A 21,090-nucleotide genomic window follows, 5' to 3' on the forward strand; every position below is an offset into this window, starting at 1 on the left:
GTCGGCTGACCTTCCGCGGACCCGGGCCGGGACAGGTGGTGTTCGTACATATCTCGTCTCCCCGTCTGTCCTTCCGGTGTTAACGGTGGCACGACGGGTGGCAAATGAAATTTCAATTTAGTTTCCAGCCTGAATCAAGGTCGATGGTGGGAAAATGATACCCATTGTCACCCCCGGCAGGCTGTCATGCACACGCGACGGCATGATATCGAGCCGCGCGTGATGCAGCGCGAGGATGGCCGACACCAGGCTCAGCCCAAGTCCGCTGCCAGGAATGTGGCGACTTTTGTCCGAACGGTAAAAACGTCCCATGACCGCCTTGCGTTCCCCCGCCGGGATGCCGATTCCGGTATCGGCAACCTGCAGCAGTGCACAATCGCCACTCATGCGGGTGCGGATTTCAACCCGGCCACCTTCGGGCGTGAATTTGACGGCGTTGTCCACCAGGTTGGCCAGTACCTCGATCAGCAAGTCCCTGTCCCCCTGCACCCGTATCGGCGTATCCGCGCCCACATATGACAGGATGATACCCTTGGTTTCGGCTATGGGTTCATACAGATCCACGATATCGGCCACCAGCGCGCCCAGGTCAACCGTACCGAAACCCGCGCGCCTGCGGCCGTTCTCGATCTCGCCAATGCGCAGCAGGGCGGTGATGATGGAAAAGGACTGGTCCAGGTCATCTATGGTGCGGGAAATGACATTGCGCAGCGCTTCGGCCGAATGGTCGGCATTCAGCGCGCGATCAAGGCGCGCACGCACGCGCGCCAGTGGCGTGCGCAGGTCATGGGCGATGTCGTTGCCCACGTCGCGTATTTCATCCAGCAGCTGTTCCAGCCGGTCCAGCATACGGTTGACGCTACCTGCAAGGCGCTGGAGGTCATCATTCTGCTTTCCCGCCGGCAGGCGTTCATGCAGGTCGCCTTCCATGATGCGATCAATCGCCTCATGCATGTCCTTGACCCGCGAAAGCGCCCGATGGCTGAGGATGATGCCGGTCATCAGCGCAAACAGGACGGTCGGCACGATCGAAACCAGCATGGAATGCCGCATCATCAGCCGCAGTTCGGTACGCATGTGCCGACTGCGACCCAGCACCAGGTACCGCCCTCCCCGCACATGCACCGCCACCATGCGCAGCACGGTGGCGGACCCGCCGCCCATCGCCTCGGGTTCGATGACATGTACATGCCCGTCTGCCACCAGCCCGGTGGGCCAGTTGCGCAGGTCACCCACGATATAATGCTGCTGTGCGTCAAACAGCGTGGTGACGTTCATGATGATGCGCAGGTCATCGGTGGCACGGTCGCGCACCTGCTGTTCAAGCTCGGATGGAGTTTCGCGCTGCAGGATGCTGGCTTCGCGCAGCAGCAGCATGTCGGACCGCCGGGCCTCGAACACGCTGGCCTGACTGTAACCGAAAAAGAACTGCAGTGCCGCCGAACAGATCATCGCCGCCACCACCGCCAGAGTCAGGCGGAAGGTGGCGGTCCGGAACAGTTCGTTACGAAGCACGCAGCATGAACCCCGCGCCCCGGATGCTCTGGATCAGGGGGGGCTTGCCGCTTTCATCGATCTTGCGACGCAGCTTGCCGATATGCACGTCCACAAGGTTGGTCTGGGGGATGAAGCGGTAATTCCAGACATCTTCCAGCAGCATGTTGCGTGTCAGCACCTGCCCCGGACGGCGCATGAGGTATTCCAGCAGCCGGAATTCACGTGGCAGCAGGTCGATCGGCACGCCATTGCGCGTGACCGTGCGTTCGATCAGGTCCATTTCAAGCGGGCCGACACGCAGCATGGTATGGCGTGAATTGTCGGGCCTGCGCAGCAGCGCCTCCAGCCGCGCGGCCAGTTCCTCCATCGCGAACGGCTTGGTCAGGTAGTCATCGCCCCCCGCCTTCAGCCCACTGACCCGGTCATCCACCGCCGACAGGGCAGACAGTACCAGAACGGGCACATGCACCCTGCGCTCACGCAGGGTCTCGATCAGCGTCAGGCCATCAAGTTCGGGCAGCATGCGATCCACGATCATGACATCGAAATGCGCATTCAGCCCGATCGCCAGACCGGCAGCGCCTGATTCCTCATGCTGGACATGGAAATGGCGGCTTTCGAGTTCCTCCACCACCTCCTGCGCGATCTTGCTGTCATCTTCCACCAGCAGGACGCGCGGCGCGGCCCCGCCCGCAGGCGAAACGGGAACGGTTTCAGGACGGTGGGTTTCGGACGGAACACTCATCATCCCTCCTTTATGCAGGGCGTGCCGGAACAGGGCCAATTAAAATCGTTTTCAGCTACATCCCGCGCCCGGCCGCCCCTTCGCGCGACCATGACGGCGCCATGTCGGCCTGTCCCCCGACACCATCGCCCGTGGCTGGAGCCGTGGGCGCGCCATCATCCCCGGCAGGAGCTGCGCGGGTATCCACATCCAGTTCGCGCAGCCTGCGGGTCACCAGGCCCGTGCGCCTGCGCGCTTCGTCAATGGAGGATGACATGGCCGATGCATTGCGGGCCAGTTTTTCCAGCACCCCGTCCATGCGCAGCATCTCCTGCCGCGTGGCGCCCAGCAGGCGTGCGATGTCATCCGTGCGCCGTTCCAGCGCCAGTGTCACGTAACCAAGGTGGATGGTGCGCAGCATGGCGGGCATGAGACCCGGCCCCATCACGATGACGCGATAGGTCCGGCCGATTTCATCCAGCAGGCCGGGAATCCGCGCGACCTCCGCATACAGCCCGTCGGTGGGCAGGTACAGGACGGCAAATTCAACCGTCACGGGCGGGACGATGTATTTGGTCGCAATCTTGCGCGCCTCGATCCGCAGGGTGGTTTCCAGCGCGCGGCGGGCTGCGCGTTCGGCGTCCGGGTTACAGTCCTCAACCGCCTGCAGAAGGCGTTCATAGGCTTCGGTCGGGAATTTGGAATCAATGGCCAGCACCGGCGGCACGGTGGCGCGCACCGGCATGCGCACGGCGAATTCCACCACCTCGCGACCATCCTCGCGCAGGCGGCGGTTGGTCTCGTACGCACCTTCGGGCAGCACGTCGTCAAGGATGCTGCGCAACTGGGATTCGCCCCAGCCCCCACGCGTCTTGACGTTGGCGAACAGGCGCTTGAGATCCCCCACCTGCGCGGTCATGGCCGAGACCTCGCCCATCGCCTTCTGCATTGCGCCGATCTGTTCAAGCACGCGCTGGAAGGATGTCTGCATCTGTTTTTCCACCGCCTGATGCAGGCGTTCATTCACGGCGGCGCGCAGTTCATCGCCCTGCCGCCTGCCCTCCTCCGCCATTTCGCGCAGGGTCTCGGACTGCGTTACCCGCATTTCCGCAAGGTCGCGGCCCATCATGCGGGCAATGCGGTTGAAGGTTTCGGTCATTTCCTGATGGCGCTGGTCCAGCCGTGTCGACAGCGCGCGTTCGATTTCCGCCATGCGGGCGCGCTGGGCCTCGTTTTCCGCCACCCGGGCGGCGGTCTCGCGTTCCGTCATCACGCATAGTCGCGCAAGCATGTCCGTATCCCCGCCCTGCCCCGCCATAAGGGACAGGCGGCGCAGCACGATCAGGGACAACAGGCACGATACGGCGGCCAGCAGCATTCCGATCCACAAAACGGGCGATGCGGACATATCGGACATGGCGGATGATTTCCCATCAGAAAGAACAAAACATGTCCGTGCCCTGTAATGCAGGGGATGTAAACCCATCATGTTTTTTTGGAATATCTGGCAACCGTGATATGCAGCGACCGTAATGATCCGCCTCTCACCTGATTTTCAGGTTCGCACGGCGCCAAAACCCACTAGCGTGCCCCGGCATGCCTTCACCCCGCCCGTTCGCGGTGCCGGAAACCGAACCGTTCTTGAGGACCCATCCACCATGCCCGAGGAAACGCAGACCTGCCCGCAAGCCCGACCGGCGCGGCGCGGATCCCTGTTTCGCAGCCTGTATGCGCAGGTTGTCATCGCGGTGGTGGTGGGCATCGTGCTGGGATATTTCTGCCCGCATGTGGCCGTGACGCTGAAACCGCTGGGCGATGGCTTCATCCGCCTGGTCAAGATGGTGATCCCGCCGGTCATCTTCCTGACGGTGGTGACGGGGGTGGCCAGCCTGTCCGACCTGGGACAGGCGGGGCGGCTGGCAGCCAAGGCGATGGTGTATTTCCTGACCTTTTCCTCGCTGGCGCTGGTGGTGGGCATGGTCATGGCCAATATCGTGCGTCCCGGGGCGCATATCCATGCCGACCCCGCAACGCTGGATACCCATGCGGTCGCAGCCTTCACCGCACGTGCGCAGGCGCATTCGTTCAGTGACTTCCTGCTCAACATCATTCCCGACACAGTGGTCAGCGCCTTTGTTTCGGGCGATATCCTGCAGGTGCTGCTGATCGCCATCCTGTTCAGCATCAGCCTGTCGCACATGGGAACGAAGGGGCATGCGATCCTGACCCTGCTCAGGCAACTGACGCAGCTGGTGTTCGGCGTGGTCAGGCTGGTCATGTATGCCGCCCCCATCGGGGCGCTGGGGGCGATGGCATTCACCATCGGACGGTTTGGCATCGGATCGGTGCTGCACCTCGCTTTCCTCGTGGCGACGTTCTACGCCACTTCCGCACTGTTCGTGGTGGTGGTACTGGGGGCGGTCGCGCGATACAACGGGTTCCGCATCCTTCCGCTGCTGGCCTACCTGCGTGAGGAACTGCTGATCGTGCTGGGCACCAGTTCATCCGAATCAGCGCTGCCCAGCCTCATGACCCGGATGGAGAACGCGGGCTGCGCGCCATCCGTCGTGGGGCTTGTGGTGCCGATGGGCTATTCCTTCAATCTGGATGGCACCAACATCTATATGTCACTTTCTGCCCTGTTCATCGCACAGGCGACGGATGTGCATCTGGGTCTGGGCCAGCAGGTCAGCCTGCTGCTGGTCGCCATGATCAGCTCCAAGGGTGCTGCCGGGGTCACGGGTGCGGGGTTCGTCACCCTTGCCGCGACGCTGGCGGTGGTGCCCGACGTGCCGGTGGCGGGCATGGGTCTGATCCTTGGCATTGACCGTTTCATGTCGGAATGCCGGTCGCTGACCAACATCATCGGCAACGCGGTTGCCACCATCGTACTGGCCCGGTGGGAAGGCGCACTGGATACCGACCGCCTTGCCGCGGCCCTGTCAGGCCGGATCAGCGACGTGGACGCGGATACCCCCGTCATTGCCGGAGTGGACGCCGTATCCGACAGTCGCGCACCGACCGCCCCCTCCCTGCCCCATTCATCCTGACGATCCTTTCGCCCCCATAGGTTGCACATCATGCCTGTTTTCAAGACCCAGACCGGCGCGCTGACTACCGCGCAGAGAATACGAAGCATTATTGCGGGTTCATCCGGAAATCTGATTGAATATTACGATTGGTACGTCTATGCGGCATTTTCCATGTATTTTGCCCATGCCTTCTTTCCCAAGGGCAACCAGACGACCGAACTGCTGCGCAGTGCGGCGGTGTTCGCCATCGGCTTCCTCATGCGGCCGGTGGGCGGGTGGCTCATGGGGCTTATGGCGGACCGGCATGGACGGCGCGCGGCGCTGAGCATTTCCATCATCGCCATGTGCGCAGGCTCGCTGGCCATTGCGGTATGCCCGACCTACGACCGCATTGGCGTTGCGGCCCCGTGCATACTGCTGTTCGCGCGCCTGCTGCAGGGACTGAGCCTTGGGGGCGAATACGGGGCCAGCGCCACGTACCTGTCGGAAATCGCTCCCCCTGCGCAGCGCGGGTTTTACGCCAGTTTTCAGTATGTCACGCTGGTGATGGGACAGTTGCTGGCGCTTGTGGTACTGCTGATCCTGCAGTTCGTGCTGCTCAGCCCGGCACAGCTTGGGGCATGGGGCTGGCGCATCCCGTTTTCCATCGGCGCGCTGCTGGCGCTGTCCATCCTGTGGTTCCGCCGCGGCATGGCGGAAAGCGAGCAGTTCAACACAGTCAGCCATGACCACACCGCCCATGGTGGCCTGCGCGTGCTGCTGCGCCACCCGCGCGAGGTGCTGGGCGTATGCGGCCTGACGCTGGGGGGCACCGTCGCATTCTATACCTTCACCATCTACATGCAGAAATATCTGGTGAATACCGCCGGACTGACCAAGGAACAGTCCACGCTGGTCTCCACCGCGTCACTGGTGGTATTCGCCATGGTCCAGCCCGCCTTTGGCGCGCTGTCGGACCGGGTGGGCCGCAGGCGGCTGCTGTTGTCGTTCGGCATTATCGGCTGTATTGCGACCGTGCCGCTCATGCAGGCACTATCAAGCGTGCATTCCCCGCTGGCGGCTTTTGGCCTGGTGACGGCGGCACTGATCGGGATTTCGGGCTATACCTCCATCAACGCGGTGGTGAAGGCCGAACTGTTCCCCACGCGCATCCGCGCGCTGGGGGTGGCGCTACCCTATGCGCTGACCGTTTCGGTCTTTGGCGGCACGGCGGAATACGTGGCCCTGTGGTTCAAGCAGATCGGGCATGAAGGGCTGTTTTACTGGTACGTGACCGGCTGCATCGCCTGTTCGCTGCTGACCGTGCTGTTCCTTTTGCCCGGGCATGACCGCATCACGCAGGAACACTAAAAGACTGTTCCAAAATACATAATTGATAAAAGTTTTTGGCGCCGCCTTTTTGAAAAAAGCTTCACCAGAAACTTCTTTAGTGGATATGCATGAGGTTACGCAGGAAACCGGGCAGCAGCATCGCATACGGATTTACATGCACTGCCGGGTTATCCATCGGCCCTGTGACCTGATAGGTGGCGGAGACGACGCCCCCGTTCTTTTCGGGGCTGAACAGCCAGCCCAGCAGGCCGGGCAGGTGACCAGGTGCGGCATTCACGGCAAAGGCCGGGATGATGGTGCCATCAAGATTCAGCGTCTTTTTCTCCAGGTTCACGTCACCTGACACCGTGGCTCCGAGGGATGCGTTGCTGACCAGCCCGTCGGCAATATGGATGTTGCCTTCATCCAGCGTAACCGGCGCATCCAGCTGCTCGACCTGAAAGCTGGGCGCATGCGGCGCGCGCAGCCAGCCATAGATCGAGGCATTGTTGGCCATGCGCACCACCGCCGGCACGTTGCGCAGCCTGAACGGTCCCATATGCACCTTGCCCGAGAAGGGTGCGGTCGCAACGCTGTCGTCAAAGCTGCCGGTGATGTCGGTTACACCGCCCTGCATCTCATCCGTGACCTTCATGTCCTGCAGCAGCGCACCAAGGCTGGCCACATGCACATCCAGCACGCGCGTATTGCCCTTGGGATTCAGGTGCGCCGCAGCCGCCACCGGCCCCTCGACCGTCATGACCCCGCGCGTCAGGCGCACGCCATCGGTTTCCAGATGGCTGTGCACATTCGTCAGCGTATCTTTCGGGCTGTAATACAGGGTGCGGGCATCCACATTCAGGTCCCACCTGCGTCCCGGCGGTCCCTTCACGCGTCCGCTGGCCATTTCGGGCACATGGTAGCCACTGCTGCCCTGCCGGGCCGCCACCCTGGCAGAAACCGAACTGTCCGGCGCAGTCTGGAATGACACCAGCGGCGACAGGTCCAGTACTTTTGCCGCCACGTTCACCCCGATCGGATCTCTGTCGCGCAGCGGCAGCGTGACCGAGGCATTGCCCATTGACCGGCCAACATGGAACCCGCGCAGGATCAGGCGGCGCGCGACGCCGGATGCGGTTTCGGCATGGCCATCAATCAGCAGGTCAGGGCCTACGGCGCGGATATTCTCGATGCTGGAGATCTGGCCATGGTCAAGATCAAGCTCGACCGAGGCATTCGCTTCCTGCCCCACTTTCTTGGACCAGATGGGAATGCTCAGCGCCGCACGGTCAAGGTCAAGGTCGATATTGACCTGCGCCTTGCCGCCCACGTACCGGTCGTAATCCACATCCAGTTGGGCGCTGCCGGCAAAATGCTCACCCATCTCGAACCCCGCGCGGCGCACGCCCTCAGGGGTGACATGTCCCTGCAGGCTGGCGCTTTCCACTGCGTGGACCATCGGCCCGTTACGGAAATCCATGGTGTAGATCACACTGGATGGAATGCCCGCCAGCACCCCGGTCCCCTGCAGCAGCAGGCCGTTGATCGTGGCATCAATGCCAAGGTTGCCGTTATCCAGTGGCCGCCCCACCACCACATTGCCCAGATGCACCTGTGCCAGATCGGTGTGGCTGCGCAGGTCGATCTGGTCCAGCCGCACATGCGCATCCAGCGGCAGGGCGATATGCAGCGACACATTGGCCCGCCCCGCAGGGTGCGTAAACGACATGGGATGGCGCGAAAGCACATTCAGCCGCGGTTCGGCCAGCAGCGCCAGCACATCACGCGCATTACCAAGCAGGGTGACGTTGATATCCCCCACCTGCACCTTTTCATTCAGGCCCGTGATCCGCATGGAACCGGGGCCGACCTCGATCCGTCCGGTGCCGGTGGCGTCCACGTGTCGGTCCGCCAGGTCCACCAGCTGAAAGGCGTGGCCAAAGCGGATCATGATCTCATCCGGGCCATCGAAGGTCAGATGGGCGTCCATGTCATGCATGGGCGGAATGGGACGCAGCCAGTGCAGTTCCATCCTGTCCGCATCAATCGTCCCGCCCAGCGAGACAAGGTCCAGCCCGTTCCAGCCCTTGTGGCTGGCCAGCCCCATATTGACCTGCAGTTCCTGCACATGCCCCTGCGGGATGTTCTGCGTAACCCACCGCCGCGCGCCCTTCATGGCGCGTGGGGGCCAGAAATCGCCCAGTGTCGCAAAATCCAGCGCGCGTGCGCGCGCGGTCACATTCACCTGCGCCGCCTTCGGGTTCAGCAGGGATGTCGATTTGAGGTCCGCCGTAGCGTCCAGCGTGGGGCCACTGCCGTCATCGGTTGCATGTCCCGGCGCGCGCAGGTGCAGTTCCAGCCGTTTCAGTGCCACATGCAGCGGGCCATCAAACGGTGCGGCACGCGGCCCCGCCCCCAGCGATCCGACCAGGTCGGCTTCCCCTTCACCCACCAGGAACTGCCCCGCCTTGCGTGTCGTGACCTTCCCGTTGCCCGCATCCAGATGCAGCGTGAACTCACGCGGCATGAGGAAAGGAACATCCGGCGCGCCCCCGTTACGAAAGGCAACCTGCAGCTGACCGCCCACGGGCAGGCCAAGTGGCTCCACCTCCTTCTGGCCCGGCGCGAAGGCGGCGGGACTGATCGGGTCAAGCTGCAGTGTCCAGTTGATCTGACCCGCGCCGACATGTTCGCCCGTGCCATGCACCACCAGCCGTTCACCATTCCCCTCCAGCCCGAGGCGGACATCACCCGTGACCCCCTTTTGCCCGGAATCGGTCACGACCTTCAGCCGGGCATCGGCTTCGCCCAGCCGCCATGTGCGCCCGGTCATGCGGTCGGCAAAATTGACGTGGGTGTCGGATATGACCGCCTGCCGCAGCGCCGTCAGGTCCACCGGGGCCGGCTCTTCGGGTTTCCGTGCGGAATAAGGCGTGTCCGGACCAAGGTCGAGGCCGAATTTGCCCTCCCTGTTGCGTGCAAGCTTCAGCCGCCCGTGTGATGCCGACAGTTCCAGTATCCGCACGCTGCCATGAAACAGTGCCGGGCTGTCCAGCGTCAGGCGGCCACGACGCAGGGTATCAGCCATCTGCCCGTCACGGCGCTGGATCCGCACGTCCTCTACCCATATCACCAGTGGGGCGCGCAGACCTTCATGCACGGCATTCCAGCCCATGCGCACATGCCCTGCGGACAGGGTGCCAATGATATCGTCACGCCTGAAGCCATGGGCTACCGGCAGCGGCATGAGCAGGCTGACCACCGGCGTCACATCCAGCGGGCCAGCGGACAGCCGCACCGTCAGCACCAGCAGGAGTACCGCAGGCAGCGTAATGCACAACAGCACCAGCCAGATCACCATCCGTCCGGCCGCCATCACCGCGCGACGCACACGGCTGGGACTGGACACGGGGACCGGGGCGGGAGAGGGTTGGCCAGCTTCCGTCATGCCACCCACGCCATGCCACCATGCCGGCCCGCATGATTTTTCAGCCCCTTAACGGACCTTTCCCCATGGACCAGCCTGCCCTGCCCTCCTTCGTGCTGCATCCTTCGTGGCGTGGCTGCACATGGCCCCACGCCGCCGACACGCGGGCCGCGCGCATCCTGCATGAAAATCTGACGGATGCCTGCGCGCGCGCGGGCCTGCCCGATATCGCCAGCCTGCCCGAACTGGGGCCATTGCTGGATGCGGTGGGGGGAAACAGTCCCTACCTGTCCGATCTGGCGCTGCGCGACACCCATGCCTTTGCCGACCTGCTGACGGATGGCGCGGATGCGTGCGTGCGCCATATCCTGTCGGGACTGGATGCCCTGCCGCCCGCTACTGCACGCGCTGAGGTCATGGCAGCATTGCGTGTGGCCAAACGGCAGGCGGCGCTGGCCATTGCGCTGGCCGATATCGGCGGAGCATGGACGCTGGAGCAGGTCACCCTGGCGCTGAGCCAGCTGGCCGAGAACGCGCTGGGGGCAGCGGTCAGACATCTGCTGCTGCATGCGCATGACACCGGGCGACTGCGCCTGCGTAACCCCGAAACCCCGTGCCGGGGCAGCGGCTTCGTGGTTCTGGCAATGGGGAAGCTGGGCGCGCGGGAACTGAACTACTCCTCGGACATAGACCTGATCATCCTGTATGACCCGGACCGTCACCCCGGCAACGGGGAACTGCGGCATACCTTTGTGCGCATGACTAGCGATCTTGTCACGCTTATGGAAGCGCGTGATGCAAATGGTTACGTATTCCGCATGGACCTGCGGCTGCGCCCCGACCCCTCCGCCACGCCTGCCGCCGTATCCTTTCCCGCTGCCATCCAGTATTACGAAAGCATGGGCCGGACGTGGGAACGCGCGGCCATGACCAAGGCCCGGCCGGTCGCGGGGGACATCACGGCGGGACGCCGTTTTCTGAAAAGCATTCATCCGTTCGTATGGCGTCGCCATCTGGATTTCGCGGTAATTGACGATCTGCATGACATGAAAGCACGGATCGACCGCCACCGTAACGCGGGACATGCCAACCTGGGCAGCCTGCCGCCCGAATTCATCCGCGATCCTGACGCCGCCATAGGCTGGCTGCTGGGACAGAATGTCAAACTGGGCCAGGGCGGCATACGGGAAGTGGAATTCGTGGCTCAGGCCCTGCAACTGGTCTGGGGCGGCAGGCGACCCGAACTGCGTGACCCTACCACGCTGGGTGCGCTGCGCAGGCTGCGCCGGGCGGGCCTGCTGGAACGTGAACAGGCCGCAATACTGGCCCGCAATTACCGCATGCTGCGGCAGGCCGAACACCGGCTGCAAATGCGCATGGATCACCAGACCCATACCCTGCCGGATACACATGACGGATTCGCGCGCTTCGCGACCTTCATGCTCGCACCGGATGCAGGCAGCCTTTCCTGCGGCATGCTGTCGGTCATGCAGCATTCGCGCCGGACCTTCGACCTGCAGTTTGCCGAAAGTGATGCGCCGGACCTTACCATCGCCCCCGAGGATGCCGACGCCGCCGACAGGCTGCTGGAGCATGGTTTCCCGGCCACCGACATCAATGATGCCCTTGTCATCCTGAACCGGTGGGAAGGCAACCGCCTGCGCGCGCTGCGTTCGGACCGGGCGCGCAAGCTGCTGCGCCGGCTGCTGCCCGCCATCATGACGGAAATCGGCAAGCGCCGGCAGCCGCTGACCGTGCTGCGGCGTTTTGACGCGCTGCTGGAACGCCAGTGGGCGGGGGTGCAGTTCCTGTCGCTGCTGGAACGCAATCCCGCGCTGATCCACCGCATTGTCACAGTGCTGGACTGTGCGCCGTTCCTGGCGGACCATCTGGCGCAGACGCCCTCCGCGCTGGACGGGTTGCTGGACATGGATGGCGGTCCCGGTGCACTGGGTACGGTCACGGCGCTGGTGCGGCGGCATGTCGCGGGCGCACAGTCGGCCGAACAGGTCCTGCCCGTCCTGCGCGGTCTGGTCTGTGGCGAGGAATTCCGCCTGTCGGTCGCCCGCCTTGAACACCGCATGAGCGAGGAACGCGCCGCCCGTGCCCGCACCGCAATGGCGGAAACGGTGATACGTGGCCTGCTGCGCGTGGTCAGCAATGAACACAGGCGCCGCCACGGCACGGTGCCCGGCGGGTCCATGGCGGTCGTGGCGCTGGGCAAGGCGGGATCGTGTGAAATGATGCCGGGATCGGACCTTGACCTCATGCTGGTGTTCGACCACCCGGCGGATGCCGGAGAAAGCGTCGTGCCTGCCACCACACCTGCCGATGGCCTGATGCCACGCCCGCTTGCGGCGGGCACGTATTACGTCCGGCTGGCGCATGCCTTTGTCGCGGCCCTGACCGCGCCGGGGCGCGAGGGACCGTTGTACGAGGTGGACATGCGGCTGCGTCCATCGGGGTCCAAGGGGCCGGTCGCCGTCTCGCTGTCCGCGTTCCGCCGCTATCATGCAGAATCCGCATGGACATGGGAACGCATGGCCCTGACGCGCGCGCGCGTCGTGGCGGGACCGCCCGCCCTGCGCTGCGAACTGCGTGCGGCCATTGCCACAGCACTGGGCCACGGCGTCCGCACCCCGCACGAGCGCGGCCAGATCGTACATGACGTACGCCATATGCGCGAACGCCTGGCCCGTGAACGTCCCGCCACCAGCCCCTGGGACATCAAGCGCCGGCACGGCGGCCTTATGGATGTGGAATTCATTGCCCAGGGGCTGCAGCTTCTGACGACCGATCCCGCCAGGCGCAGCCAGTCCACCCGTCTGGCCCTGCTGCGCCTGGCGCATGGGGGGGATATCACGGACGCCGATGCCCGCCTGCTGCGTCGCGCCGACCTGTTCTGGCGTGCGCTGCAGGGGCTGATCCGGATCATATGTGGCAGCGAGGTGCCCGACACCATTCCCGCCGCCAGCCTGGAAATCCTGACCGGGGAATTCCGGGTGGCGGACGCGGAGAGGCTGCTGGCGCGCATGGACCGCATGGCCGCCAGTGTCAGGGAAGTCTTCGACCGCCTGCTGCCGCCCGCCCCGGACACATAAGTGTAAGCGTGGAAGGCACATGACAGCGGTTCCCCGAGCGGCCAAGGCAGTGCATGATCGTCCCCACAACAATGCTGCATGCGTCCCCCATGGACGGGACACGTGCACCCAAGATCAGCAAGGCAGGTCATGAGCAACCCGACACCCCCCTTTCCCGAACCCGGCAGTGCCGTTCCCGATTTCAGCATGCCCGCAAGCCATGGCCGCACGGTCAGCCTGCATGCGCTGCAGGGCCATCCGTTCGTGCTGTATTTCTACCCCAAGGCCAACACGTCAGGCTGCACCAAGGAAGCATGTGAGTTCGAGGCCGCACTGGCTGACCTGCTCAAAGACGGCGTGAATGTCATTGGCGTTTCACGCGATGGCATGCCTGCGATCGAAAAATTCGCAGCCGACCACAACCTCACCTTTCCCCTTGCATCCGACAGCGATGGCAAGGTGACCGAAGCCTATGGCGTATGGGTGGAAAAATCGATGTATGGCCGCAAATACATGGGCATCGAACGCGCGACCTTCCTGATCGACGCCACCGGCCACCTGGTGCAGGCGTGGCGCAAGGTCAAGGTCACGAACCATGTCGCCGCCGTGCGCAAGGCCATTGCGACCCTGACGCTACAGGCGGCCAAGGCTCAGTAATACGGCCGTCCCGGACCACCATAGGGGCCATACACCACCACGGGCGGCGGAGGGGGTGGCGGTGCGTAATAGGCCACCGGCGGGGCCGGACGGTAATACATCGGCGGCGGAGGGGGCGGTGGCGGGCCGTACGCATCAACCATTGCACCCGCCACGGCACCGCCGACAAGGCCGCCAACCAGACCGCCGACAAACGCATCGCCACCACCGTGACGCCCGTAAGCATGTGCCTGCGGGGCGGCGGTCGCCAGCCCGGCAAGAACCAGAAGCCCCGCTGCGATACGTCCTGTATTCTTCATCAACCTGTTCCCGTTACTGGTCCAATCCGGCAGGGAAAGCATCCCCGCCGGAATCGGTTAGACAGCACCGTAATGGCGATTTACGGGCAGGTTCCGCCCTTTTCATGCCATAAAGCAGACCGGGTGGGGTCTCTATCAGGGGTGGGCTGCGTGCAGTTCCTTCAGTCCTGACGGAACAGCGAACACGCTTTCATCCTGCGGCGTGCGTGTCACGGATGCGGCTTCGACCATCACCTTGCCATCACGGATGACTTCCATCATCACGCCATCATCGGTGTAGCAGATCTCGCTCGAACGCTGGTCGGTATCCTGTGTCTGCCACAGGGCGCAGGGAATCCCCGCAACCTTTGACACGCCGGTGCGCAGCCAGGTGCCCTGCGCGCGCTGACCCATCTGCACATTGGCCGCCCCCGGCGCCGGAATGACCGTCTTGACCTTCTGGCCGGGGTTTACCACCGTCAGGGTCCCGGCATGGTAGTCGGTAATCATGTAGGTGCTGGCGTTGGCGGGGTCCACGCGCTGCATCATGCGGCTGGCGGACCAGCGCATGCGCTGGCTCATGACCGCGCTCGTGTCATGGGGGGGATAAATGGTGTAGGTCACGTCCACATCCGCCTGTGGGGTGACATAGGGGCTCTGGGGATCAGGGTCGGCGGCGGATGCATGACCTGCCATCCCGGCCACCAGCATACAGGTCACCAGTGCAGCCCGGCGGCCACCATGCGCAAATCGTGTCACTTCATGTAATCCTTGAAAAACTGGCCTTCGGGTCAGACGGCATCAGCCGCCTTTCTTATCCGCATCCTTGCGGGCGGGCGGCGTGCCGGGTGGGGGGGGCGGATCGATCTTGCGATATCCCTCGGGCGGCTGGAACATGCTGTCGGGGATCGGGGCGTACACCACCTTCGTCGCCTCCAGCCGGCCCTTCAGCCCGTCGCCATCCACACCGATTTCCTGCAGCACCACCCCGTCATCAGTCACGCAGGCGGTGGCACTGCCCTGATCGGTCGTGACATCCCACTGCGTGCAGGGCACACCCGCCACGGTGGAACTGCCCCTGCGCGCGAATGTCATGGACAGGTCGAGCAGGAAAGGATTGCGGATGCCATAGCGGGCATCAAGCTGGCTGTACACCTTCTGCGGGTTGATGATGATCGTGACCTGGCGGCTCATGCGGTTGAGGATCGTCTCGCCCATGCCCTGCGGGCTGTCGATTCGCATCAACCCGCCATTATAAGCGAACCATGTGCGCACGGCCTTGGGTTCGGGTACGCCGTCGGGCTGCACGTTATAGTCCACCTGCACGTCACGGGTGGGGGTCAGCGGGGGATGAACGCTGGAAGGGTCCTCCGCCCGCGCGGCGGGAATGTCACAGCCGGACGCGATACTGACCGCCAGCGCCGCAATACCCGGCCGCAGCACGCCCGTCCTTGTCCACTGCCATCGCGGGCGGGCCGTTCCATGCTTCATCGTGTTTTCCCTTTCATCTGCCAAGACGGAACCCCGCATGGCCGGTCGTGTCAACCATACGCCGCCCGTCACATGCGCAGGGCGCGGATGGCGGTTTCAAGTTCCGTTACGCGATCATTTCCAATCCATGTCGCCTGTCGCCCCACGGCCTGAGCCAGCTGGCGCATGTAGTCCCGTGCCGGGATTTCCATCCCGCCAAAGCTGGACAGGTGATCGGTGCCGAACTGGGTATCCAGAATGCTGAATCCTCCCAGCCGCAGGCGCGCGACAAGGTGAACAAGTGCGACCTTGGACGCATCGCGCATACGGCTGAACATGCTTTCACCAAAGAACGCCTGCCCGATCGCCACGCCATACAGACCGCCCACCAGCCTGCCTTCGTGCCGGACTTCCACACTATGGGCATGACCCATGTCATGCAGCTGGCAGAACAGGGTGCGGATGCGCGGGCTGATCCATGTCGTCTCCCGTCCCGGCGCAGGTTCGGCGCAGCCATCCATGACGGCGGGGAAGTCCTGATCTGCCACCACTGCAAAGCGCGCCGACAGCACCGTGCGCATGAGCCTGCGGCTGACATGAAACCCGTCCAGCGGCAGGATACCGCGCATTTCGGGACAGAACCATTCCAGTTCATCCGATCCGGCATCCGGCGCCATGGGAAACAGCCCCGCCATGTACGCACGCAGCATAAGTTCCGGTGTAATGGGAACCGTCTCTTGACCCGTCATGTTCTTAGGATAACCCTTTTCGCATGCTTTCGTGGGCATGCCCGCCTTGTCAGGAGAAACCACCCCATATGTCCGATACCCGTCCCCGTGTATTACTGACCCAGCGCCAGACCACCCCGGTAATGCAACGCATTGAACAGAGCTTTAACATACCCACGGTCCCAGACCAGCAGATGACAACGCGCGAACTGCTGGATGCGGCGCGTGTGTTCCAGCCGCAGGCGATCCTGACCGCCACCGGCCTGCCGCTGCGTGGCAATGACGTGCTGCTGCTGCCTGACAGTGTAAAGGTCGTGGCCACGGTCAGCGTTGGCACGGACCATCTGGACATTCCCGCCCTGCATGCGCGCGGCATAGTTGTCACCAACACGCCTGACGTACTGACCGAATGCAATGCGGACATGGCCATACTGCTGATGCTGGCGGCGGCACGGCGGGCAAGTGAATATGGCGCGCTGATGCGCAGGGGCTGGGGCCGGTCACTGGCCATGGACGAACTGCTGGGCACACGCATAAGCGGCAAGCGGCTGGGCATTGTCGGCATGGGCCGCATTGGCCGGGCGGTGGCGAAGCGGGCGCGTGGCTTCGACATGAAGGTGATGTATTCCAACCGCCGCCGCCTGCCATCGGACCAGGAAGCCGGTGCGACCTATTTCAGCACCGTGACCGACATGCTGCCCCATTGCGACATCCTGAGCCTGCACCTGCCCGCAAGCCCCGAAACCGATGGCATGATCAATGCCGACCTGCTGTCCTGCCTGCCGCGCGGGGCGATTTTCATCAATGCGGCGCGTGGGGCGCTGGTGGATGAAGACGCGCTGATCGACGCCCTGCGTTCCGGCCAGCTTGCGGCCGCGGGGCTGGATGTCTACCGCAACGAGCCCAATCCCGACCCGCGCTTCCTTGAACTGCCCAACGTGTTCCTGACTCCCCATGTGGGCAGTGCGACGGTAGAAACGCGCACCGACATGGGCATGATGGCAGTGGACAATGTGGAAGCAGTGCTGGCGGGCCGTGACGCGCTGACGCCGGTCAGGGCCTGATCCGGCGCAATGACAGGAAGGACAGGGTCATGATCGGACTGCCCGGTGTTTTCGTGGTGTTCGCACTGATTACGGTGCTGCTGCAGTATCTTGCCCCCCGTTTCCACGGGGTGCTGGATACGTTGCTGGCTTTTTACACGTTCTTCGCGCTGGTAGCCGCCTTCATCGAACTGCGCGCCCACCCGAAGCCTGCGCCAGCCGTGCCCGACAAATCGGCCTGAGCGGCCGACGGGGATTGTTTGAAAACAATCCATTGATAAATGAAAATGAAAGTCTTTGGATGCCGCCTTTTTCCCAAAAGGCGGCATTCTTTTGAAACTTTAAAAAAAGCTTCACCGAAAACTTCCATATGATCGCCGGACGTTGTCTGGACCTGCTTCTCGGCCGGCTTCCAGAAACCTTCCTGCGGACTTCAGCTTTCGCGAACCTGCGCTGCCGCATGGGCCTTCATGTCCATCGCGGTGCGGCGGACTTCAGGGCCGTATTCACGCTCCAGCCTGCGAATGGTGAAATGCGCCTGCGCCACGGCACGGTAATGCGACAGGAACGCGACATTGAGCGACGCCCCGCACAGCGCACCCGCAACCGGCATCATCTGCAATGCGAATTTACGCGACAGGCCCAGACCGTAATGGGTCGCGACCTCGCTGACCAGCATGACGACAGGGCGACCGCGCAGCATGGCACGGGCGGAAAAATAGCCCAGTTCGCTATCCTCGCCCTGCCCCTGACCTTTTGACGCACCAAACGGGAAGGCACGCAGGGCGAACACTTCCAGACAGGCGGCGCGCGCATCTTCCTGCGACAGGTCTTCACCCTGTTCACGTGCGATACGGGCGATTTCGCGCATGATGGTCAGGGTGGTGAAGCCCACATCGGCCACAAGGCCCGGCAGGCCGGTAAAGCCACCCACGGCCCCCGAGACCGTAACGGCGGCCTTCAGCGCCGGGTCGCGCCATCCCGCACCACCATCGGGGGTGGCGGATACGTCATGGGGGCGGTCCATGCCGACAACCGCAAGGTCGAACGCACGCCTGATCGCGGTTTCCGCCGTGACCTGCAGGCGAGCCTGCAACCCCGGCGCCAGGCCAAGCGTACGCATGCCCAGCATGGCTGCCTGCCCCACGGCGCCCCCCATGAGATCGGCAAGACGCACCAGCACGCCGCGCCCTGATTCAACCCGTTCCAGCGCCTGCTGGAGTTCAGTGATACACGCGCTGTCCAACGTCAGCGGCGCCAGTTCGTTTGAGGAACCTGCACTCATTACAATGCCCTTCGCCTGATCTTCCGTACCTTTACGGACCGGTCGCGCCATGTCCGCCATAAAGGCGGGGCATGGGACACCGCCCGCAATACCCATGCGGCAGTTCCCACCGTTTCAGCACCATGACGGCATTCTTGCAACGTGCGCCGCCATGCCTGCTGTCATGAAACGTGGCATGTCCCTAGCTGTTCCAGCCACCCATCCGGCACAGATGCCGCCAGTGCGTGTCCGAAACCGGCACGACGGACAGCCGCGACTGACGGATCAGCGCCAGATCCGCAAGGTCCGGATCGGCCTTTATCGCCGCCAGCGTGACCGGATGTGGCACCGGACCGACCGCACGCACGTCAACACAGACCCATTTGCCATCCGCCGCCGTGGGGTCGGGATAGGCTTCGCGCACGACTTCCACCACGCCCACGATCTCACGGCCCACGTTGGAGTGATAGAAAAAGGCCCGGTCGCCCACCTTCATCGCCGCGAGGTTTTTCTTCGCCTGGTGGTTGCGCACGCCGGTCCACGGTTCAATATCGTTCTCAACCTGCTCGGACCACGAGAAGGCATCGGGCTCGGACTTGATCAGCCAGTACGCCATGACCGTTTTTTTACTCCACCCGAAGCCCATCACGAAAAACTGAACGGAACGGACGGATCACCACGCTCTCGAACAGGTCGACCTTCGCATACGGGTCTTCCACCGCGAATCCTTCCGCCGCGGCGCGGTCGGCCACATCCACCACCAGCAGGCTGCCACAGGGGCGGTTTTCCGCGTCCAGCAGCGGACCGCCGTGGATGATGTGACGCTTCCAGCGTTCCAGATACGCAAGGTGGCGTTCACGCGTTGCCTTGCGGGTTTCGAGGCTGGCGGGCTTGTCGGTGCAAATGATCGCAAACAGCATGTTTTCTCCTCCTGTGGCGCGACCGTACCATGATGGGACAGGACTGGCCGTGTCTTTTTTAACGCGATAGTGTAGAGCAGGAAAACGCCAGCCCCCCCCCACACAAGGGTGATGGCACGAATTTCTTGACCGTTTTCATTGCAGGGACAGGTGCCCCGGGCACGGATGGATCAACCTTGAACGCAACGCAGAGCCTTACCGCACGAACCGGTAACCTTTTTCACCGTTACGCCAACCCCGGCCGTTTCCTGCGCATGGGGGCGAAGCTTCAGCCATGGCTGACATGGCCTGCCCTGGTGCTGTCCATTGCCGGAATCGTGTGGGGACTGTTCTTCTCCCCCGCCGACTGGCAGCAGGGCGACAGCGTGCGCATCATGTATGTGCATGTGCCGACTGCATGGCTTGCATCATCAGGCTATATGGGCCTGGCAGTCTGTTCACTGCTGTCACTGGTCTGGCGGCATCCGCTGGCGGACCTCGCGGCGGTGGAGATCGGTCCGGTGGGCGCATCCATCACCGCTGTCTGCCTTGCCACCGGGTCGCTGTGGGGCAAGCCGATGTGGGGCACGTGGTGGGTGTGGGACGCGCGCCTGACATCCGTGCTGGTGCTGTTTTTCCTGTATCTGGGGCATATCGCGCTGATCCGCGCGTTTGACGAACCGCAGCGGGGCTACCGCGCCGCCGCCATACTGGGTCTGGCGGGTGCCGTTGACCTGCCGATCATCAAGTTCAGCGTACAGTGGTGGAACACCCTGCACCAGCCCGACAGCATCACGGTTACGGGGGCGCCGACCATGTCCACCTCCATGCTGTGGCCGCTGGGGCTGACCACGCTGGGATTCACGCTGGGGTTTGGCGCGATCGTGCTGGCCCGCCTGCGCGCATCGGTCATGGAAAGCCGCATCCGTACGATCCTGGCCGCCAACCGTGGCCGCCAGTCCGCCAATCCCGCCCCCAAGCCTGACAGTGCCGCCGTATGACCCACCTGCCCTATATCCTGGCCGCCTATGGCCTGACGCTTGGCGTTGCGGCGGTCCTGTCCGTCAACGCCGCCATCCGTCTGCGCACCGCGCGCAGACGCCTGGCCGCCATTGAACAGCCCCGGACACGCCAGCCGTCATGACCCGTAAAAGCCGACGCCTGTGGCTTGTGGTGGCGTGCATGATCGGACTTGGTTCCGCCGCCGCACTGACGCTGAACGCCTTTTCATCCAATATCGTCTTCTTCATGGCGCCGTCACAGGTCCATGCCAAGCCGCCCCCGGCCGACCGGACCATCCGCCTTGGCGGCATGGTCGTGGCGGGCAGCGTGCGCCGCGAAAAGGTGAAGGATTCACCCGTCAACCTGTTTGACGTAACTGACGGGCAGGCCGCCGTGACCGTGCGTTACGAAGGCATCCTGCCCGACCTGTTCCGCGAGGGGCAGAGCGTGGTGGCCGTGGGTACCGTCAATCCCGATGGCACCTTCCGCGCCAGCGAAGTGCTGGCCAAGCATGACGAGACCTACATGCCCAAGGAAGTGGCGGAAGAACTGCGCCGCAGCGGCAAGTGGGATCCCCGTTTCGGCAAGGCCCCGGACGCGGCCAGCTGGAACACCATGACGGCTGCCGAGACGAAAAAACCGGCCACCCAGACCCCTGACGGAAACTGACATCCGATA

The 21,090-nt window shown here is 63.6% G+C and carries 20 protein-coding genes; 9 read left to right on the top strand and 11 right to left on the bottom strand.

Annotation, left to right across the window (positions count from 1 at the left end; translation table 11 throughout):
• Positions 1-117 precede the first annotated feature (117 nt).
• From ACE2AA_RS08210 to ACE2AA_RS08220, 3 genes are read right to left on the bottom strand one after another with little or no spacing between them, the layout of a single operon-like run.
• Positions 118-1,515, bottom strand: a complete 1,398-nt coding sequence (locus ACE2AA_RS08210; protein ID WP_141260672.1) for a HAMP domain-containing sensor histidine kinase — start codon at positions 1,513-1,515, stop codon at positions 118-120.
• Complete coding sequence (locus ACE2AA_RS08215; protein WP_141260673.1) at positions 1,505-2,242, bottom strand: response regulator transcription factor; 738 nt, start codon at positions 2,240-2,242, stop codon at positions 1,505-1,507. The genes ACE2AA_RS08210 and ACE2AA_RS08215 overlap by 11 nt, the downstream gene beginning before the upstream one ends.
• A gap of 55 nt (positions 2,243-2,297) precedes the next feature.
• Positions 2,298-3,638, bottom strand: a complete 1,341-nt coding sequence (locus ACE2AA_RS08220) for a DNA recombination protein RmuC (protein WP_395372038.1) — start codon at positions 3,636-3,638, stop codon at positions 2,298-2,300.
• Positions 3,639-3,879: 241 nt separating this feature from the next.
• Here ACE2AA_RS08220 and dctA point away from each other — a divergent pair, with 241 nt between their 5' ends.
• On the top strand, positions 3,880-5,271 hold the full coding sequence (dctA, locus tag ACE2AA_RS08225; RefSeq protein WP_141260675.1) for a C4-dicarboxylate transporter DctA: 1,392 nt from the start codon (positions 3,880-3,882) through the stop codon (positions 5,269-5,271).
• Positions 5,272-5,301: 30 nt separating this feature from the next.
• The gene (locus tag ACE2AA_RS08230) at positions 5,302-6,603 is read left to right on the top strand and encodes an MFS transporter (RefSeq protein ID WP_141300651.1); all 1,302 of its coding nucleotides are present in this window, start codon (positions 5,302-5,304) and stop codon (positions 6,601-6,603) included.
• Positions 6,604-6,679: 76 nt separating this feature from the next.
• Here ACE2AA_RS08230 and ACE2AA_RS08235 read toward each other — a convergent pair whose 3' ends face one another.
• Positions 6,680-10,012: an AsmA-like C-terminal region-containing protein gene (locus ACE2AA_RS08235; protein ID WP_395372041.1), complete on the bottom strand. Its 3,333-nt coding sequence runs from the start codon at positions 10,010-10,012 to the stop codon at positions 6,680-6,682.
• A 65-nt stretch (positions 10,013-10,077) separates the two neighbouring features.
• Between ACE2AA_RS08235 and ACE2AA_RS08240 the strand changes: the two genes are divergently transcribed.
• The gene (locus tag ACE2AA_RS08240) at positions 10,078-13,092 is read left to right on the top strand and encodes a bifunctional [glutamine synthetase] adenylyltransferase/[glutamine synthetase]-adenylyl-L-tyrosine phosphorylase (protein ID WP_395372042.1); all 3,015 of its coding nucleotides are present in this window, start codon (positions 10,078-10,080) and stop codon (positions 13,090-13,092) included.
• Positions 13,093-13,221: 129 nt separating this feature from the next.
• Positions 13,222-13,728: a peroxiredoxin gene (locus tag ACE2AA_RS08245; RefSeq protein WP_141300657.1), complete on the top strand. Its 507-nt coding sequence runs from the start codon at positions 13,222-13,224 to the stop codon at positions 13,726-13,728.
• Here the strand turns inward: ACE2AA_RS08245 and ACE2AA_RS08250 are convergent.
• The 4 genes from ACE2AA_RS08250 to aat all read right to left on the bottom strand — a co-directional run bounded on the left by ACE2AA_RS08250 (position 13,722) and on the right by aat (position 16,225).
• Positions 13,722-14,027: a hypothetical protein gene (locus tag ACE2AA_RS08250; RefSeq protein ID WP_141260680.1), complete on the bottom strand. Its 306-nt coding sequence runs from the start codon at positions 14,025-14,027 to the stop codon at positions 13,722-13,724. The two genes, ACE2AA_RS08245 and ACE2AA_RS08250, sit on opposite strands and share 7 nt — an antisense overlap.
• Before the next feature lie 135 nt (positions 14,028-14,162).
• Positions 14,163-14,765 carry a DUF4412 domain-containing protein gene (locus ACE2AA_RS08255; protein ID WP_141260681.1) on the bottom strand — a complete coding sequence of 201 codons (603 nt, stop codon included), beginning with the start codon at positions 14,763-14,765 and terminating at the stop codon, positions 14,163-14,165.
• A gap of 42 nt (positions 14,766-14,807) precedes the next feature.
• Positions 14,808-15,497, bottom strand: a complete 690-nt coding sequence (locus tag ACE2AA_RS08260; protein WP_141260682.1) for a hypothetical protein — start codon at positions 15,495-15,497, stop codon at positions 14,808-14,810.
• Positions 15,498-15,565: 68 nt separating this feature from the next.
• Positions 15,566-16,225 (bottom strand): leucyl/phenylalanyl-tRNA--protein transferase, encoded by a 660-nt coding sequence (gene aat, locus ACE2AA_RS08265; RefSeq protein WP_227000865.1) that lies wholly within the window; start codon positions 16,223-16,225, stop codon positions 15,566-15,568.
• Positions 16,226-16,293: 68 nt separating this feature from the next.
• On the opposite strand from aat, the gene ACE2AA_RS08270 reads away from it, so the two are divergent.
• On the top strand, positions 16,294-17,268 hold the full coding sequence (locus ACE2AA_RS08270) for a D-glycerate dehydrogenase (protein WP_141300661.1): 975 nt from the start codon (positions 16,294-16,296) through the stop codon (positions 17,266-17,268).
• 29 nt (positions 17,269-17,297) lie between these two features.
• Positions 17,298-17,489, top strand: a complete 192-nt coding sequence (locus ACE2AA_RS08275; protein ID WP_141260685.1) for a hypothetical protein — start codon at positions 17,298-17,300, stop codon at positions 17,487-17,489.
• Positions 17,490-17,680: 191 nt separating this feature from the next.
• On the opposite strand, the gene ACE2AA_RS08280 is transcribed toward ACE2AA_RS08275, so the two are convergent.
• From ACE2AA_RS08280 to ACE2AA_RS08290, 3 genes are all read right to left on the bottom strand, one after another.
• The gene (locus ACE2AA_RS08280; protein WP_141260687.1) at positions 17,681-18,532 is read right to left on the bottom strand and encodes an EcsC family protein; all 852 of its coding nucleotides are present in this window, start codon (positions 18,530-18,532) and stop codon (positions 17,681-17,683) included.
• A 181-nt stretch (positions 18,533-18,713) separates the two neighbouring features.
• Positions 18,714-19,127 (bottom strand): EVE domain-containing protein, encoded by a 414-nt coding sequence (locus ACE2AA_RS08285; protein WP_141260688.1) that lies wholly within the window; start codon positions 19,125-19,127, stop codon positions 18,714-18,716.
• 10 nt (positions 19,128-19,137) lie between these two features.
• Positions 19,138-19,431 carry a YciI family protein gene (locus ACE2AA_RS08290; RefSeq protein ID WP_010506782.1) on the bottom strand — a complete coding sequence of 98 codons (294 nt, stop codon included), beginning with the start codon at positions 19,429-19,431 and terminating at the stop codon, positions 19,138-19,140.
• A gap of 176 nt (positions 19,432-19,607) precedes the next feature.
• Between ACE2AA_RS08290 and ACE2AA_RS08295 the strand changes: the two genes are divergently transcribed.
• Genes ACE2AA_RS08295 through ccmE form a run of 3 tightly spaced genes read left to right on the top strand, consistent with a single transcriptional unit; the run spans position 19,608 to position 21,081 of the window.
• A complete protein-coding gene (locus ACE2AA_RS08295) occupies positions 19,608-20,411 on the top strand; it encodes a heme ABC transporter permease (protein ID WP_141260689.1) in 804 nt (267 codons plus the stop codon).
• The gene (ccmD, locus tag ACE2AA_RS08300; RefSeq protein WP_141260690.1) at positions 20,408-20,554 is read left to right on the top strand and encodes a heme exporter protein CcmD; all 147 of its coding nucleotides are present in this window, start codon (positions 20,408-20,410) and stop codon (positions 20,552-20,554) included. Before ACE2AA_RS08295 ends, ccmD begins: the two co-directional genes overlap by 4 nt.
• Entirely contained in the window at positions 20,551-21,081 is a 531-nt protein-coding gene (ccmE, locus tag ACE2AA_RS08305) for a cytochrome c maturation protein CcmE (RefSeq protein WP_141260691.1), read from the top strand. Before ccmD ends, ccmE begins: the two co-directional genes overlap by 4 nt.
• The last annotated feature ends 9 nt before the right edge of the window (positions 21,082-21,090 follow it).

This window comes from Komagataeibacter diospyri (genome assembly GCF_043995075.1).
Lineage (GTDB): Bacteria > Pseudomonadota > Alphaproteobacteria > Acetobacterales > Acetobacteraceae > Komagataeibacter > Komagataeibacter diospyri.